The following is a 14,924-nucleotide window of genomic DNA, read 5'->3' as shown; positions in this document are numbered from 1 at the left end:
CTGATCACTGGTCCTTGTGGGAGAGAGCGCGGACGGTACGGGACGGGCTGGGCCGGTCCAGATGGGCGGCCATCCACACGCTCGTGGCGGTCAGACGGCCGAGGTCGACCCCGGTCTCGATGCCGAGGCCGTGCAGCATCCAGACGAGGTCCTCGGTGGCGAGGTTGCCGGTGGCGGACTTGGCGTACGGGCAGCCGCCGAGGCCGCCGGCGGACGCGTCGATGGTCGTCACGCCGTGCTCCAGGGCCGCGTAGGTGTTCGCGAGCGCCTGGCCGTAGGTGTCGTGGAAGTGGACGCCGATCGTGTTCGTCGGCACGCCCTCCTCGTTCAGCAGGGCGAGCAGTTCGAGGACGTGGCCCGGGGTGGCCACCCCGATGGTGTCGCCGAGGCTCAGCTCGTCACACCCCATGTCCCGCAGGGCCGTGCAGACGCGGGCCACCTGGTGGAGCGGCACCGCGCCCTCCCACGGGTCGCCGAAGCACATGGACACATAGCCGCGGACATGCGCGCCCGCGTCCCTCGCCTGCCGCACCACCGGCGCGAACACGGCGAGCGACTCGTCCACCGTGCGGTTGAGGTTGGCCTTGGCGAAGGACTCGGTGGCGCTGGCGAACACGGCGACCCGGTCGGCGCCGAGCGCCAGCGCCCGGTCCAGTCCGCGCCGGTTGGGCACCAGCACCGGCAGCTCGGCCCCCACGAGATCCTTGACCATCGGGAACAGCTGCTCGGCGTCGGCCAGTTGGGGCACCCACTTGGGGTGCACAAAACTCGTCGCCTCGATCGTCGTGAGGCCCGCGTCGGCGAGCCGGCGGATGAACTCCGCCTTGATCTCGGTCGGTACGGCCCGCTTCTCGTTCTGCAGGCCGTCACGCGCGCCGACCTCGTGGATCCGCACCCGCGCGGGCAGATCGGCGGCCGGTACGACCATGGGGAGACCGTTGGCAGTCACTCCGCCACCACCCCTTCCTCCTCGTGTGGTGCGATCACGGCGAGCACCTGGTCCATGGCGACCGTCGTGCCCGCGCTCACGTCCAGTTCGGCGACCGTGCCGGCGTGCGGGGCGGAGATGACGTGCTCCATCTTCATCGCCTCCACCACCAGCAGGCTCTGCCCGGCGGCCACCTCGTCGCCGACGGCCACCTTGACCACGGTGACCGTGCCCGGCATGGGCGCGGTCAGGGAGTCGGCGCCCGCGTGGGCGGACCTGCCGAGGGACGCGGCCACCGGGTCGTGGTCCCGCACCTGCCAGGCGTCGCCGTCCCGGCCGATCCAGTCACCGGCCCGGCGGAAGGCGTGGCGGACGCCGTCGAGGGTGACGGAGACCGTGTCGTGCGTGACGGTCGCGGTGCCGCGCGGGGTGTACGTCACCGGGTCCTGCACCCGCAAGTGGAAGGCGGGCGGCTTCGGGGTGCCGCCGAGCCGCCAGCCGCTCGGCACCGAGAAGGGGTCGACCCAGCCGTCGGTGCGCGGCTCCAGCGCACGCGCGCGTACGGCCGCCGCCGCCTCGTAGACCTCCTCCGGGACGTCGGTGGACACCAGGTCGTCCACCACCCGCTCGACCAGGCCGGTGTCCAGGTCACCCTGGACGACGGCCGGGTGGGCCAGGAGCCGGCGCAGGAAGCCCGCGTTGGTCGGCACGCCCAGCGTGACCGTCTGCGCGAGCGCCGCCCGGAGCCTGCGCAGCGCCGTCTCGCGGTCGGGGCCGTAGGCGATCACCTTGGACAGCATCGGGTCGTACAGGCTGCCCACCTCGGTGCCCTCGCTGAGCCCGGAGTCGGTGCGGACACCGTCGCCCTGCGGCTCGTCCAGCAGCAGGACCGTGCCGCCGGAGGGCAGGAAGCCGCGCGCGGGGTCCTCGGCGCAGATCCGGGCCTCGACCGCGTGCCCGGTGAGCGTGATGTCGGACTGGGCGAAGGGCAGCCGCTCGCCGGCTGCGACTCGCAGCTGCCACTCCACCAGATCGAGGCCGGTCACCAACTCGGTGACCGGGTGCTCTACTTGGAGACGGGTGTTCATCTCCATGAAGTAGTAGTTGCGATCCCCGCCGGAGACGATGAACTCGACCGTACCCGCACCACGGTACCCGCACGAGCGCGCCGCCTGCACGGCCGCCTCGCCCATCGACGCGCGCGTGGCCTCGTCGAGGAGCACGCTCGGCGCCTCCTCGATGATCTTCTGGTGGCGCCGCTGGAGCGAGCACTCGCGCTCGCCGAGGTGGACCACGTTGCCGTGGCCGTCGGCCAGCACCTGGATCTCGATGTGCCGGGGCCGGTCGACCCACCGCTCCACCAGCAGCGTGTCATCGCCGAAGGAGGCGCGGGCCTCACGGCGGGCAGCCGCGATCTCCTCCTCCAGCACGGTCAGGTCCCGCACCAGGCGCATGCCCTTGCCGCCACCACCGGCGGACGGCTTCAGCAGCACGGGCGCGCCCAACTCGCGGGCTGAGTCGGCCAGTTCGGGGTCACGGCCGCCGGGCACCACCGGCACCCCGGCCGCCTTCACCGTCTCCTTGGCGCGGATCTTGTCGCCCATGAGCGCGATCGCGTCCGCCGACGGGCCGATGAAGACCAGCCCCGCCTCCTCGCAGGCACGCGCGAAGGCGGCGTTCTCGGCGAGGAAGCCGTACCCGGGGTGGACGGCCTGCGCACCCGTGCGGGCGGCGGCCTGAAGCAGCCGCTCCGTCGACAGATAGCTCTCGGCGGCCGGCGCCGGACCGATCCGTACCGCCGTGTCGGCCTCCCGGACATGCCGCGCGTCGGCGTCGGCGTCGGAGAAGACCGCCACCGAGCGCACGCCCAGCGAGCGGAGCGTACGGATGACGCGTACGGCGATCTCGCCCCGGTTGGCGACCAGCACTGTGTCGAACACGGTTCCCCTCCTCACATCCGGAAGACGCCGAACTGGGGGTCTCCCAGCGGCGCGTTGGCACAGGCGGTCAGCGCGAGACCGAGCACCTGACGGGTGTCCAGCGGGTCGATCACGCCGTCGTCCCAGAGACGGGCGGTGGCGTAGTAGGCGTTGCCCTGGCTTTCGTACTGCGCGCGGATCGGGGCCTTGAAGGTCTCCTCGTCCTCGGCGGGCCAGGCCTCTCCCCGGGCCTCCAGCTGGTCGCGCTTGACCGTGGCGAGGACGCTCGCGGCCTGCTCGCCGCCCATGACGGAGATCTTGGCGTTGGGCCACATCCACAGGAAGCGGGGGGAGTAGGCCCGGCCGCACATCGAGTAGTTGCCCGCGCCGTACGACCCGCCGACCACCACCGTCAGCTTCGGCACGCGCGTGCAGGCCACCGCCGTCACCATCTTGGCGCCGTGCTTGGCGATACCGCCCGCCTCGTAGTCCCTGCCGACCATGAACCCCGAGATGTTCTGCAGGAACACCAGCGGGATGCCGCGCTGGTCGCACAGCTCGATGAAGTGGGCGCCCTTCTGGGCGGACTCGGAGAACAGGATGCCGTTGTTGGCGACGATCCCGACCGGGTGGCCGTGGATCCGGGCGAAGCCGGTGACCAGGGTCTGCCCGAACTCGCTCTTGAACTCGGCGAAGCGGGAACCGTCGGCCACGCGCGCGATGATCTCGCGTACGTCGTAGGGGGTACGGGAGTCCACGGGGACGGCGCCGTACAGCCCGTACGGGTCCACCTTGGGCTCGGCGACCGGTGTGACCTCCCAGGGGAGGGACCGCCGGGCCGGGAGCGTGGCGACGATGTTCCGCACGATCCGCAGGGCGTGCGCGTCGTCCTCGGCGAGGTGGTCGGTGACCCCGGAGACCCGGGAGTGGACCTCGCCGCCGCCCAGCTCCTCCGCCGTGACGACCTCGCCGGTGGCGGCCTTCACCAGGGGCGGGCCGCCCAGGAAGATCGTGCCCTGATTGCGGACGATCACGGCCTCGTCGCTCATGGCCGGGACGTACGCGCCACCCGCTGTGCAGGAACCGAGCACGGCCGCGATCTGCGGGATGCCGGCCCCCGACATCCGGGCCTGGTTGTAGAAGATCCGCCCGAAGTGGTCCCGGTCGGGGAAGACCTCGTCCTGCATCGGCAGGAAGGCGCCGCCCGAGTCCACCAGGTAGACGCACGGCAGCCGGTTGTCCAGAGCCACCTCCTGCGCGCGCAGATGCTTCTTCACGGTCATCGGGTAGTACGTGCCGCCCTTGACGGTGGCGTCATTGGCGACGATCACGCACGCGCGCCCGCTGACCCGCCCGATCCCGGCGATCACCCCGGCGGCCGGGGCCTGGCCGTCGTACATCCCGTCGGCCGCGAGCGGCGCCAGCTCCAGGAACGGCGAGCCGGGGTCGAGCAGTGTGTCCACTCGGTCCCTCGGCAGCAGCTTGCCCCGCGCGGTGTGCCGGGCCCTTGCCTTCTCGCCGCCGCCGAGGGCGGCCGCGGCCAGCTTGGCGCGCAGCTCCTCGGCCAGCGCGAGATGCGCCTGTTCATTGGCCCGCCAGGCCTCCGACGCGGGGTCTGCCGCGCTCTGAAGCTCCGGTGCCTCCTGCATCCTGCGGTTCCCCTCACCAGTGATCGAACCTGTGGGTCGAAGGTGTTAATGAGCGTTAACCATTTCCTTCAGGTTAACGACCGCTAACCTCGCTGTCTAGAATTGCCTGCATGGTCACCAGAACCGATGCCCCGACCCGCCGTGAGCAGATCCTGAAGGAGGCCGCCCGGCTCTTCGCCGAGCGCGGCTTCCATGGCGTGGGTGTCGACGAGATAGGCGCCGCGGTGGGCATCAGCGGGCCCGGCCTCTACCGGCACTTCCCGGGCAAGGACGCGATGCTCGCGGAGCTGCTGGTCGGCATCAGCGGCCAGCTGCTGACGGGGGCGAAGCGGCGCCTGGCGGAGGCGGACGGGGTGCCCGCGGGCCGGATCCTGGACTCCCTCATCGAGGGCCACATCGACTTCGCCCTGGACGACCGTCCCCTGATCACCCTGCACGACCGCGAGCTGGACCGCCTGCGCGACAGCGACCGCAAGCTGGTGCGCCAGCTCCAGCGGCAGTATGTCGAGCTGTGGGTGGAGGTGGTGCGGGAGGTGTACCCGGCGCTGACCGAGCCGACCGCCCGCTCGGCCGTGCACTCCGTCTTCGGCCTGCTCAACTCCACCCCGCACCTGGGTCGGGCCGGGACTTTGCCGGGCCGGGGAGCTACCGCGGCGCTGCTGCACCGGATGGCACGGGGGGCGTTCGCGGCGGCGGGTGCAACCGGGGGCTGAGTCGGGGCGGCCGATGAGCCTGCTGGCAGCGCCGCGTCTCAATACTCTGGAGCCATGGGCATGGACTACGCGAAGATGCGCGCGATCGCCGAGGATCTCGGGACCTACGCTGAGCAGCTCGAAGGGGCCTGGAGCGTCGAGATCGGCCCGTCTGGACCGATACTGGCCATGATGTGCCCGTCGAAGCGCCATGAGGGCACTATCCGCCGTATCTGCAAGCAACTGGACGAGCAGCTCCTCGCCACGCACCCCGGCTACATCTGTGCGAGCGGCCCCGAGATCGAGCACCCGGCGCTTGGCCGCATGCGGCTACCCGACGCGGTCGTTATCCCCGAGGCTGTCCTCGATGAGGAAGGTCTCGCTGTTGACGCGACTCAGGTGCTTGCGGCTGTCGAGATCGTCTCGCCGTCCAGCCCGAACAACGACTATGTCGAGAAGCTCGACGACTACCCGGCCATGGGCATCGCCGATTACATGATCGTCGACCCCCGCACGGGAACCATCGAGGTGTACTCCGATCCCTGCAAGGGGCGTTACACCCGCAAGGACCCGTACATCTTCGGCGACTCGGTGCCGTTCGGCCCCTGGACGGTGGACACCTCCGCGTTCCGCCGCTACGGCAAGGCCGGTAACTGACCGTTGCCACTCGCCCGTGCCGGGCGGGTGGCACACCTCACCCTGGACGCATCGCCGTACTCGCCGGTATCTTCGATGCTGAGCAAGCGCTTAGACAGGTACCTGGAGGTGGGCGGCGTGCGCCGTACGGTGTTCAACGAGGATCACGAGGCGTTCCGGGAGACCCTGCGCGCCTTCATCGAGGCCGAGGTCGTCCCGGTCTACGACGAGTGGTTCGCCGCCGGCCAGGCGCCGCGCGACTTCTACTACAAGCTCGGTGAGCTGGGCATCTTCGGCATCAACGTCCCCGAGGAGTTCGGCGGCGCGGGCATGGACAGCCACAAGTTCGAGGCCGTCCTCTACGAGGAGACGGCCCGCGCGGGCGTCCAGTTCGGCGGCTCCGGCGTGCACGTCCTGCTCGCCCTGCCGTACATCAAGATGCTCGCCTCCGACGAGCAGAAGAAGCGCTACCTGCCGAAGTTCGTCAGCGGCGAGGAGATGTGGGCCATCGCGATGACGGAGCCGGGCACCGGTTCCGACCTCGCGGGCATGAAGTCCACCGCCAAGCTCTCCGAGGACGGCACCCACTACGTCCTCAACGGCGCCAAGACCTTCATCACCGGCGGTGTCCACGCCGACCGCGTGATCGTGTGCGCCCGTACCTCCGCGCCCACCGCCGAGGACCGCCGCCACGGCATCTCCCTGTTCGCCGTGGACACCAAGTCCGAGGGTTACTCCGTCGGCCGCAAGCTCGACAAGCTCGGCCTGAAGACCTCCGACACCGCCGAGCTGGCCTTCGTCGACGTCAAGGTGCCCGTCGAGGACCTGCTCGGCGAGGAGAACAAGGGCTTCTACTACCTCGGCCACAACCTCGCCTCCGAGCGCTGGGGCATCGCCTTCGGCGCCTACGCGCAGGCCAAGGCCGCCGTCCGGTTCGCCAAGCAGTACGTGCAGGAGCGCACCGTCTTCGGCAAGCCGGTCGCCCACTTCCAGAACACCAAGTTCGAGCTGGCCGCCTGCCAGGCCGAGGTCGACGCCGCCGAGGCCGTCGCCGACCGCGCGACCGAGGCCCTGGACGCCGGCGAGCTGACCCCCGCCGAGGCCGCCTCCGCGAAGCTGTTCTGCACCGAGGTCGCCCACCGCGTCATCGACCGCTGCCTGCAGCTGCACGGCGGCTACGGCTACATGAACGAGTACCCGATCGCCCGCCTGTACGCGGACAACCGCGTCAACCGCATCTACGGCGGCACCAGCGAGATCATGAAGTCGATCATCGCCAAGGACATGGGCCTGTAAGGGCCCCGTAACCGGACATCATCAGCGGCCGCTACAACTGACGCCATGAGCCAGGCACTTCAGGATCTCCTCGATCTGCTCGACCTGGAGCAGATCGAGGAGAACATCTTCCGCGGCCAGTCCCGCTCCGCCGTCGTACCCCGGGTCTTCGGCGGGCAGGTCGCGGCGCAGGCGCTGGTCGCCGCCGGGCGGACCGTGCCCGCGGACCGGCCCGCCCACTCCCTGCACGCGTACTTCCTGCGCCCCGGCGACCCCGGCGCGCCGATCGTCTACACCGTGGACCGCATCCGCGACGGCCGCTCCTTCACCACCCGCCGCGTGGTCGCCGTCCAGCACGGCAAGCCGATCTTCCATCTCTCGGCGTCCTTCCAGACGCACGAGGACGGCCTCGAACACCAGGCGCCGATGCCGCCCTCGCCCGACCCGGCGACCCTGCCCACCTCGCAGGAGCGGCTGCGCGGCTACGACCACCTCGCCCCGGAGGTCGTGGAGAAGTTCCTTGAGGCCCGCGAGGCGATCGACCTCAGGTATGTGGAGGAGCCGCCGTACGGCCGGTTCGGCGAGCCGCGCGAGCCGCACTCGCAGGTCTGGTTCCGCACCAACGGCAAGCTGGCCGACGACCCGTTGCTGCATGTCGTCCTCGCCACCTATGTCTCCGACATGACCCTGCTCGACTCGATCCTGCTCGCGCACGGCCGCGGCGGCTGGGCCGTGGGCGATGTCGTGGGCGCCTCCCTGGACCACGCGATGTGGTTCCACCGGCCCTTCCGCGCCGACGAATGGCTGCTGTACGACCAGGAGTCGCCGTCCGCGCACGGCGGCCGCGGCCTCGGCCAGGCTCGGATCTACACCCAGGACGGGCAACTCGCCATCACCGTCATCCAGGAGGGCGTGGTCCGCGTACCCCGGCCCTGACTCGCCGAGATGCCGAGTGACACCCCGGGCACTAATCTCTAAGAGTGAAAGCCGTAGCACACGGCGTAATCGGCTGACGAGTTTCCGGGCTCCGGAACGGCAGACGTCGGCGGCGACCGTCGTGTCCTCAACCTCTGCGGCCACACCTGAAGAGCGCGCCGTGCCTTCCCCCTCTGTGAGCACGGCGCCGGCCATCCGTCCCGCGCCTCCCCGACAAGCCGCGAGGGATGGAAACGAAAGGGTAGTACTCCATGCGAGCACAGCGCGTTAGGCGTTATGTCGTGATGTCCGCGGCAGGTTTCCTGCTGGCGGGCGGAACCGCCATCGGTGCGGCGGGCACCGCCTCGGCGGCACCTGAATGCGGTCACCACCACGGCCGTCACCACCACCATCATCATCACCACCACGGCCACGGCGGCCACGGCAACGGCCGCGGTGACAACGACAACGGTCGTGGTGACAACGACGACAACGGTCGTGGCGACAACGGCAAGAACAGCGACAACGGCGACAACGGCAAGAGCAGCGGCAGCAGCAAGGACAGCGGCAGCAGCAAGAACAGCGGCAGCAGCAAGAACAGCGGCAGCAGCAAGAGCAGTTGACCGCGGCCGTGGACTGACGTCGTCAGCGCCCGCACTGTGCGGCTCCCCCTGCGGGGCCGCACAGTGCTGTCGGGGTATGGGCGGGTCAGGTCAGGAAAGTCCCGCCTCCGCCAGCAGATACGCCGTCATCGGGTCGTAGTGGCGGGGGCTGACCACATGGTCGTCGAGCGGTACGACGACCTCGACGGTGCCCTCGGACTCGGCGAGGAACAGCGCCGGGTCGTTGCAGTCGGCGTACCCGACCGAGTCCAGGCCGTGCTGTCCGGCGTACCCGGCCCAGCCGTGGTCGGCGACAACCAGGTCCGGCAGCGGGCGCCCCGCACGCTCAAGTCCGGTCAGAATGGCCCGCATCGGCTCCCCGGAGTGGGTGTGCCACAGCGTGGCCCCGTGCTCCAGTACCGCCACGTCCGCGAACTGCATGACGTATCCCTCGTCCGTCTGCAGCCCGTCCGGGATGACCATGATCTCGCAGCCGGCGGCGCGCAGCGCGGCGGCCGTGGCCCGGTGCACATCCAGCAGACCGCCCGGGTGGCCGGTGGCGAACAGCACCCGCTGCTGCCCCCCGGCCGCCTTGCGCAGCCGTGCCGCCATCCGGTCCAGCGCGTCCACGGTCAGCTCGGGGTCGATGGTGTCCTGTCCGTAGCGGTACTCGGGGTCGTCGTTGACCCCCACCCGCTCGGCCATCACCGCGAGCACGTCCTGCTCGTCCGTCCAGCGGTCGCCCAGCTCCAGGCCGAACCAGAAGTTGCGGACACCGTTGGCGAGCTGACGGTAGTGGGAGAGGTTGTTCTCGCGGGGTGTGGCGACGTCCCCCGCGATACGGGTCCTCACCAGATGGTCGAGGAGCTGGGCGCGGCTGGGTGTCCCGGATATCGGCATGCCTCCCATTGTGAGGCAGCGCGTCGCGGGCGTCCTCGGCGTACCGGTCGCTGGGACGGGGCTCACCCGCCAGGTCAGCCGTGCCGCAGCGCGAACCACAACTCCATGCGTACGTCGGGATCGTCGAGGTCGGCGTCCAGCAGGGCGGCGCAGCGGGCGATCCGCTGCCGCACGGTGTTGCGGTGCACCTCCAGCGCCACCGCCGTACGGTCCCAACTGCCGTGCAGGGCCAGCCAGTTGCGCAGGGTCTCGGCCAGCTCGGGCCGGCCGGCGAGCGGGGCGAGCAGGGCGCGGGCGTGTGCCTCGGCGTCCGGCTGGGGCACCAGGTCGGTCAGGCCGGGGCGGGCGCGGTGCCGGACGAGCGGGGCGCGGGTGGCGCGGGCGCGGGCCAGGGCGCGGGCCGCCTGGGCGTCGGCGGCCGGCCACTCTCGCGGCGCCACGGCGGCACTCGCCCCGAGCGTCCAGCCGGGCTGCGGCTTCGGGGTCCGCCCGCCCGGCACCAGCACCCGCACCGCGTCCTGGCCGAGGTCGACCAGCGCCGAGCCCAGGGCGGCGCCGAGCGCCGAGGCGGCCACGGCGTCCGGCGGCTGTGCCTCGGGCCGGGCGTGCACCACGACCCAGCCCTCCTCCCCGAGCAGGGGAGCGACGTCCTCGGGCGCCGCGCCGAGCAGGAGCCGCACCAGCGCCGAGGACCGCGCGGCCCCGGCCCCGCTGCGATGCTCCCCGGTCAGCAGCGACAGCAGCACCGCGGCCACCGAGGCGATGGTGTGCTCGCCGGGGTCGCGGCGCGCGGTGACGACACCGAGCACGAACCCCTCACCGGCGCCCAGCGCGTAGACGGCGAGATGGCTCTCCCCGACGGTGTCCGTCGCGGAGGCGGGCAACGGCCGTCCGGCGGCCGCCGGCGGGACGGCGGGTCCGGGCCGTCCGGCGGCCGGGGAAGCCGCGGTGGTCCGCTCGGCGGCGCAGCGGTCCGCCGCGACGGCCGTGCCTGCTGCCGTGGTTGCCGCGGTGCCGCTTGCCGTGTGGCCGTCGCCCGGGGTGGCGGACTCGGCTCCGGTGCGGTCCGCCGCCCGGCGCGGTCCGCTCGCCGTGTCGGCCGTGTCGGCCGTGTCGGCCGTGGCTGTGGTTGCCGCGGTGCCGCCTGTCGTACGGCTGTCGGCGGGGGCACCTGGGGCACCTGGGGCGCCGGGGGCGGTGGTGCGGTCGGCCGTGCCGTTCGGCTCCGGCTGGGGCGGGGTGAGTCGTCCGTCCGGGGTGCCGGGATCGGGCCCGGGGGCCGCCTCGGGTGCCGGGGCGCCGGCGGTGGGGCGGACCACCGCCGCCAGGGCGGCCAGCGCGGCGCGGACTTCCGTGGCGGGCTCCCGGCCCGCCGTGGCGAGAGCCGTGCCGTCGGGGCCGTAGAGCACCGCGTGGCCGAAGAGGTGCTGGGCGAGCCGGCGCAGCACCGACGGCACCGGGTCCGGGCGGGCGGCCGCGGCGGCGAGGCTCTGCTGGGCCTCGGTGACCCGGCGCAGCTCGGCGAGGCGGGCCCGCGCCATCAGCTGCCAGACCGCGCGGGCCACGCCGGAGAAGGTGGTCTGGGGCGGGACCTCCAGCAACGGGAGGCCGTGGGCCTCGCAGGCGGCGACCAGGGCGCGCGGGACCGTGTCGTGCACCGGGGCCACGCCGAAGCCGAGGGCCGCGCCGCCCGCCGCGACGATCCGGGAGACATAGTCGTCGAAGTAGTCGCAGGAGCGGCCGGAAACCGCCGCCTCAGGGATGTGCACCCCGGCCGTCAGCAGCAGTTCGCCGCCCAGCAGATACGGGTACGGGTCGGCCATCTCCGAGGTGTGGGCCCAGTGGATCGCGATCCCCGGATCCGCCGGCCCGGCGATCTGCCGCAGGGCCAGGTCCTCGCGGGCCAGCAGGGCCGACAGCGGTACGGGTGGGGTCGGTGGGACCGCTGGGGTGATCGAATCCGACATGGTGTGCACACCCTCCACTCCATCCCGTTCGCATGGATAAAACGTACACTTCCGAGGCTCGCCGCGGACACCTAATGTCGACCCAGGAACCACCTGAGCAGCACATGCGCGATGAAGCGCAAGAAAGAAGGCACTTCACCATGAGCAGCAACGACACGCCCCGCGGTCCCGTCGACTCCTCCCGCGTCCCGCGGTACGCCGGACCCGCGACCTTCGCCCGGCTGCCCCGCCTGGACGAGGTCGGCACCGCCGACGTCGCCGTCGTGGGCGTGCCGTTCGACTCCGGTGTCTCCTACCGGCCGGGCGCCCGCTTCGGCGGCAACGCCATCCGCGAGGCGTCCCGGCTGCTGCGCCCGTACAACCCGGCCCAGGACGCCTCCCCCTTCGCCCTCGCCCAGGTCGCGGACGGCGGCGACATCGCCGTGAACCCGTTCAACATCAACGAGGCCGTCGACACCATCGAGGCCGCCGCCGACGACCTGCTCGGCACCGGCGCCCGTCTGATGACCCTGGGCGGCGACCACACCATCGCGCTGCCGCTGCTGCGAAGCGTCGCCAAGAAGCACGGCCCGGTGGCCCTGCTGCACTTCGACGCCCACCTGGACACCTGGGACACCTACTTCGGCGCCGAGTACACCCACGGCACCCCGTTCCGCCGCGCGGTGGAGGAGGGCATCCTCGACACCGAGGCGCTCTCGCACGTCGGTACCCGCGGCCCGCTGTACGGCAAGCAGGACCTCACGGACGACGAGAAGATGGGCTTCGGCATCGTCACGTCCGCCGACATCTACCGCCGCGGCGCCGACGAGGTCGCCGACCAGCTGCGCCAGCGCATCGGCGACCGCCCGCTGTACATCTCCATCGACATCGACTGCCTCGACCCGGCCCACGCGCCCGGCACCGGCACCCCGGAGGCGGGCGGCATGACCTCCCGTGAGCTGCTGGAGATCCTGCGCGGCCTCGCATCGTGCAACCTGGTCTCGGCGGACGTCGTCGAGGTGGCGCCCGCCTACGACCACGCCGAGATCACCTCGGTCGCGGCCTCCCACACGGCCTACGAACTGACCACCATCATGAGCCGCCAGATCGCGGCGGCGCGGAAGGACGCGTAAGCGCAGTGACCCACGACCACGACCTGGTACTCCGCCCGACGCAGGCGCAGATCGCCGCCGCGCTGAATCCTCCCCCGGGGCGAAACGGCGGAGACCTGGTCGTGGAGACCCTGGCCGGGCTCGGCGCGACGACCGTCTTCGGCCTGCCCGGCCAGCACGCCCTCGGTATGTTCGACGCCCTGCGCAGGTCCGCTCTGCGCTATGTGGGCCTGCGCGTGGAGAACAACGCGGGCTTCGCGGCGGACGCGTACGGCCGGATCACCGGAGAGGCGGCCCCGCTGCTGCTGTCGACGGGCCCCGGGGCGCTGACATCCCTCGCGGCTCTCCAGGAGGCGGTGGCGGCCTCGGCCCCCGTGCTGGCGATCAGCAGCCAGATCCCGACGGCCGGCCTCGGCGGCGGCCGCCACGGCTATCTGCATGAACTCCCCGACCAGTCGGCCTCGTTCCGGGGCGTGGTGAAGTCCGTCCACACGGTCCGTACCCAGTCCCAGATCCCGTCCGCGATCGCGGAGGCCTGGAAGTCGGCGCTCACCGCCCCGCACGGCCCGGTGTGGGTGGAGATCCCGCAGGACGTGCTCCTCGCCGAGACCCTGCTGCCGGTGGTGACGGCTCCGGACGCGACCCCGGAGGAACTTCCCCCGCGCCCCGAACTGACCGCGGTGGCGGCCGACCTGCTGTCCCGCGCGGCCCGCCCGGCGATCATCGCGGGCGGGGGCGTCGTACGGTCGGACGCCTCGGGCAAACTGCGTCAGCTGGCCGAGAAGCTCCAGGCCCCGGTCGTGACGACCTTCGGCGGCAAGGGCGCGTTCCCGTGGCACCACCCCCTGTCCCTCCAGTCCTGGCTGGAGGACCGCCACACCACGGACTTCCTCCAGGACGCGGACGTACTCCTGGTCATCGGCTCGGGCCTCGGCGAACTCTCCTCGAACTACCACACGTTCACACCGCGCGGCCGGGTGATCCAGATCGAGGCCGACCTCGGCAAACTGGAGTCCAACCACCCCGCCCTCGGCATCCACGCGGACGCCCGCCTCGCGCTCCAGGCCCTGCTGGAGACGGTGGAGGAGCGTGACGACGCCTCGGCGCCGGAGCGGGTGCGGGAGGTGCTCGGGAAGGTCGCGGATCGCATCGCCGGGCAGGAACTCACCCTGGAACAGGACGTGTTGGCCTCCGTCCGCCGCGCCCTGCCCAAGGGTGCTCCGTCCTTCTGGGACATGACGATCCTGACGTACTGGGCATGGTCGGCCTTCGACCCCCAGGGCGCGAACACCATGCACTCCGCACAGGGCGCCGGCGGCCTCGGCTACGGCTTCCCGGCGGCGCTGGGCGCGGCGGTGGCCGACCCCACGCGCCCGGTGCTGGCGGTCTCCGGCGACGGCGGAGCCCTCTACTCGATCGCCGAGCTGGCGACGGCCCGCCAGTACGACCTCCCGGTCACCTGGCTGATCGTCGACGACGGCGGCTACGGCATCCTCCGCGAGTACATGACGGACGCCTTCGGCCAGGCCACGGCGACGGAACTGACCCGCCCCGACTACGCGGCCCTCGCCGAGTCCTTCGGGGTGCCGGGCGTCCGTACGACCCCCGAGACCCTCGCGGAAGACCTGGCGAAGGCACTGGCGGCACCAGGCCCCTCGGTGGTCGTACTCCCGGCGGTGCTGCGTATGTTCGCGCCGACGCACCTCTGACTCAGGACACCGGGAACGGCTCCGAGGGTGCTCAGTGGCACGTGCTCGACGAGCTGATGTACACCTGCGTCGGGTGCGCTCCGTTGAAGGCCCAGCCCTCACCCGGCTTCATGCAGATGGCGGGGTGGTTGGAGAAGCGCACGTAGGCCACGTCGTCGTGCCGGGTGTTGAGCGCGCCCTTCGCGCTGCGGCTCGCGCCGAGCGACTGCCAGTAGCCGGTGTCCTTGAACTTTCCGGTCATCGTGTTGCCGTTGTAGAAGCACACGTACGGATACGGACAGCTGGGGCGGGCGGCGGCGGCCGAGGCGGCCTGCGCGGAGACGGTCAGGCCGCCGGCCATGGCGCACGCGGTCAGGACGGTCGCGGTCGCGAGACGGAATCGCATGGATGCTCCCTGAGGTCGATCGCTGGTCGGTTGCCGGTGCGGCCCGCCCCACCCCCGTGGGGGCGGGCCGCCTGGGGCGGTGCGGGGTGGACCGCACCGCCCGTCGTGCACCACCGACAGTGCGGGCCGAGTCCGGGGCGGGGACAGGGCTGCCGGACAGATGCCGTCGGCGGGGGACGTCCCATCCGTTGACCTGTGGGAACGCTCCGCGCCATGAGGCGCCGGCGGGACGCGCGGACGCCCGCCGAGGCGGCCG

At 71.9% G+C, this 14,924-nt stretch carries 13 protein-coding genes; 7 read left to right on the top strand and 6 right to left on the bottom strand.

Features of this window, described 5'->3' with window-relative positions; translation table 11 throughout:
- Positions 1 to 4: 4 nt before the first annotated feature.
- From IE277_RS04915 to IE277_RS04905, 3 genes are read right to left on the bottom strand one after another with little or no spacing between them, the layout of a single operon-like run.
- Positions 5 to 949 carry a hydroxymethylglutaryl-CoA lyase gene (locus IE277_RS04915; protein ID WP_189948768.1) on the bottom strand — a complete coding sequence of 315 codons (945 nt, stop codon included), beginning with the start codon at positions 947 to 949 and terminating at the stop codon, positions 5 to 7.
- Positions 946 to 2,868, bottom strand: coding sequence for an ATP-binding protein (locus tag IE277_RS04910; protein WP_189948766.1), 1,923 nt, complete (start codon positions 2,866 to 2,868; stop codon positions 946 to 948). The genes IE277_RS04915 and IE277_RS04910 overlap by 4 nt, the downstream gene beginning before the upstream one ends.
- Positions 2,869 to 2,879: 11 nt before the next feature.
- Positions 2,880 to 4,496 (bottom strand): carboxyl transferase domain-containing protein, encoded by a 1,617-nt coding sequence (locus IE277_RS04905; protein WP_189948764.1) that lies wholly within the window; start codon positions 4,494 to 4,496, stop codon positions 2,880 to 2,882.
- A gap of 110 nt (positions 4,497 to 4,606) precedes the next feature.
- On the opposite strand from IE277_RS04905, the gene IE277_RS04900 reads away from it, so the two are divergent.
- The 5 genes from IE277_RS04900 (at position 4,607) to IE277_RS04880 (ending at position 8,637) form a co-directional block, all read left to right on the top strand.
- On the top strand, positions 4,607 to 5,209 hold the full coding sequence (locus IE277_RS04900) for an SACE_7040 family transcriptional regulator (protein WP_189948762.1): 603 nt from the start codon (positions 4,607 to 4,609) through the stop codon (positions 5,207 to 5,209).
- A 60-nt stretch (positions 5,210 to 5,269) separates the two neighbouring features.
- Entirely contained in the window at positions 5,270 to 5,845 is a 576-nt protein-coding gene (locus IE277_RS04895; protein WP_189949232.1) for a Uma2 family endonuclease, read from the top strand.
- A 117-nt stretch (positions 5,846 to 5,962) separates the two neighbouring features.
- Positions 5,963 to 7,120, top strand: coding sequence for an acyl-CoA dehydrogenase family protein (locus IE277_RS04890; RefSeq protein WP_189948760.1), 1,158 nt, complete (start codon positions 5,963 to 5,965; stop codon positions 7,118 to 7,120).
- 45 nt (positions 7,121 to 7,165) lie between these two features.
- A complete protein-coding gene (gene tesB / locus IE277_RS04885; protein ID WP_189948759.1) occupies positions 7,166 to 8,035 on the top strand; it encodes an acyl-CoA thioesterase II in 870 nt (289 codons plus the stop codon).
- Positions 8,036 to 8,319: 284 nt separating this feature from the next.
- Entirely contained in the window at positions 8,320 to 8,637 is a 318-nt protein-coding gene (locus tag IE277_RS04880) for a hypothetical protein (protein ID WP_189949266.1), read from the top strand.
- A gap of 90 nt (positions 8,638 to 8,727) precedes the next feature.
- On the opposite strand, the gene IE277_RS04875 is transcribed toward IE277_RS04880, so the two are convergent.
- Both IE277_RS04875 and IE277_RS04870 read right to left on the bottom strand, forming a co-directional pair.
- Positions 8,728 to 9,516, bottom strand: coding sequence for a phosphatase (locus IE277_RS04875; protein ID WP_189948758.1), 789 nt, complete (start codon positions 9,514 to 9,516; stop codon positions 8,728 to 8,730).
- A gap of 74 nt (positions 9,517 to 9,590) precedes the next feature.
- A complete protein-coding gene (locus tag IE277_RS04870; protein WP_189948757.1) occupies positions 9,591 to 11,483 on the bottom strand; it encodes a PucR family transcriptional regulator in 1,893 nt (630 codons plus the stop codon).
- 140 nt (positions 11,484 to 11,623) lie between these two features.
- Here IE277_RS04870 and speB point away from each other — a divergent pair, with 140 nt between their 5' ends.
- Together speB and IE277_RS04860 are read left to right on the top strand one after the other, a co-directional pair.
- The gene (gene speB, locus IE277_RS04865) at positions 11,624 to 12,595 is read left to right on the top strand and encodes an agmatinase (RefSeq protein ID WP_189948756.1); all 972 of its coding nucleotides are present in this window, start codon (positions 11,624 to 11,626) and stop codon (positions 12,593 to 12,595) included.
- A 5-nt stretch (positions 12,596 to 12,600) separates the two neighbouring features.
- Complete coding sequence (locus IE277_RS04860; RefSeq protein WP_189948755.1) at positions 12,601 to 14,283, top strand: thiamine pyrophosphate-binding protein; 1,683 nt, start codon at positions 12,601 to 12,603, stop codon at positions 14,281 to 14,283.
- Positions 14,284 to 14,314: 31 nt separating this feature from the next.
- Here the strand turns inward: IE277_RS04860 and IE277_RS04855 are convergent, their stop codons facing one another.
- A complete protein-coding gene (locus tag IE277_RS04855; protein WP_189948753.1) occupies positions 14,315 to 14,668 on the bottom strand; it encodes a hypothetical protein in 354 nt (117 codons plus the stop codon).
- Positions 14,669 to 14,924 lie beyond the last annotated feature (256 nt).

This window comes from Streptomyces alanosinicus, from assembly GCF_014650595.1.
Classification (GTDB): domain Bacteria; phylum Actinomycetota; class Actinomycetes; order Streptomycetales; family Streptomycetaceae; genus Streptomyces; species Streptomyces alanosinicus.
The sequence above is the reverse complement of the archived record's forward strand: the minus strand, read 5'-3'. Positions and strand labels throughout refer to the sequence as shown.

Excerpts from the sequence above, each read along its gene's own strand:
- IE277_RS04905 (WP_189948764.1), bottom strand. The coding sequence starts at position 4,496 with ATGCAGGAGGCACCGGAGCTTCAGAGCGCGGCAGACCCCGCGTCGGAG.
- IE277_RS04900 (WP_189948762.1), top strand. The coding sequence starts at position 4,607 with ATGGTCACCAGAACCGATGCCCCGACCCGCCGTGAGCAGATCCTGAAG.
- IE277_RS04895 (WP_189949232.1), top strand. The coding sequence starts at position 5,270 with ATGGACTACGCGAAGATGCGCGCGATCGCCGAGGATCTCGGGACCTAC.
- tesB (WP_189948759.1), top strand. The coding sequence starts at position 7,166 with ATGAGCCAGGCACTTCAGGATCTCCTCGATCTGCTCGACCTGGAGCAG.
- IE277_RS04880 (WP_189949266.1), top strand. The coding sequence starts at position 8,320 with ATGTCCGCGGCAGGTTTCCTGCTGGCGGGCGGAACCGCCATCGGTGCG.
- IE277_RS04875 (WP_189948758.1), bottom strand. The coding sequence starts at position 9,516 with ATGCCGATATCCGGGACACCCAGCCGCGCCCAGCTCCTCGACCATCTG.
- IE277_RS04870 (WP_189948757.1), bottom strand. The coding sequence starts at position 11,483 with ATGTCGGATTCGATCACCCCAGCGGTCCCACCGACCCCACCCGTACCG.
- speB (WP_189948756.1), top strand. The coding sequence starts at position 11,624 with ATGAGCAGCAACGACACGCCCCGCGGTCCCGTCGACTCCTCCCGCGTC.
- IE277_RS04855 (WP_189948753.1), bottom strand. The coding sequence starts at position 14,668 with ATGCGATTCCGTCTCGCGACCGCGACCGTCCTGACCGCGTGCGCCATG.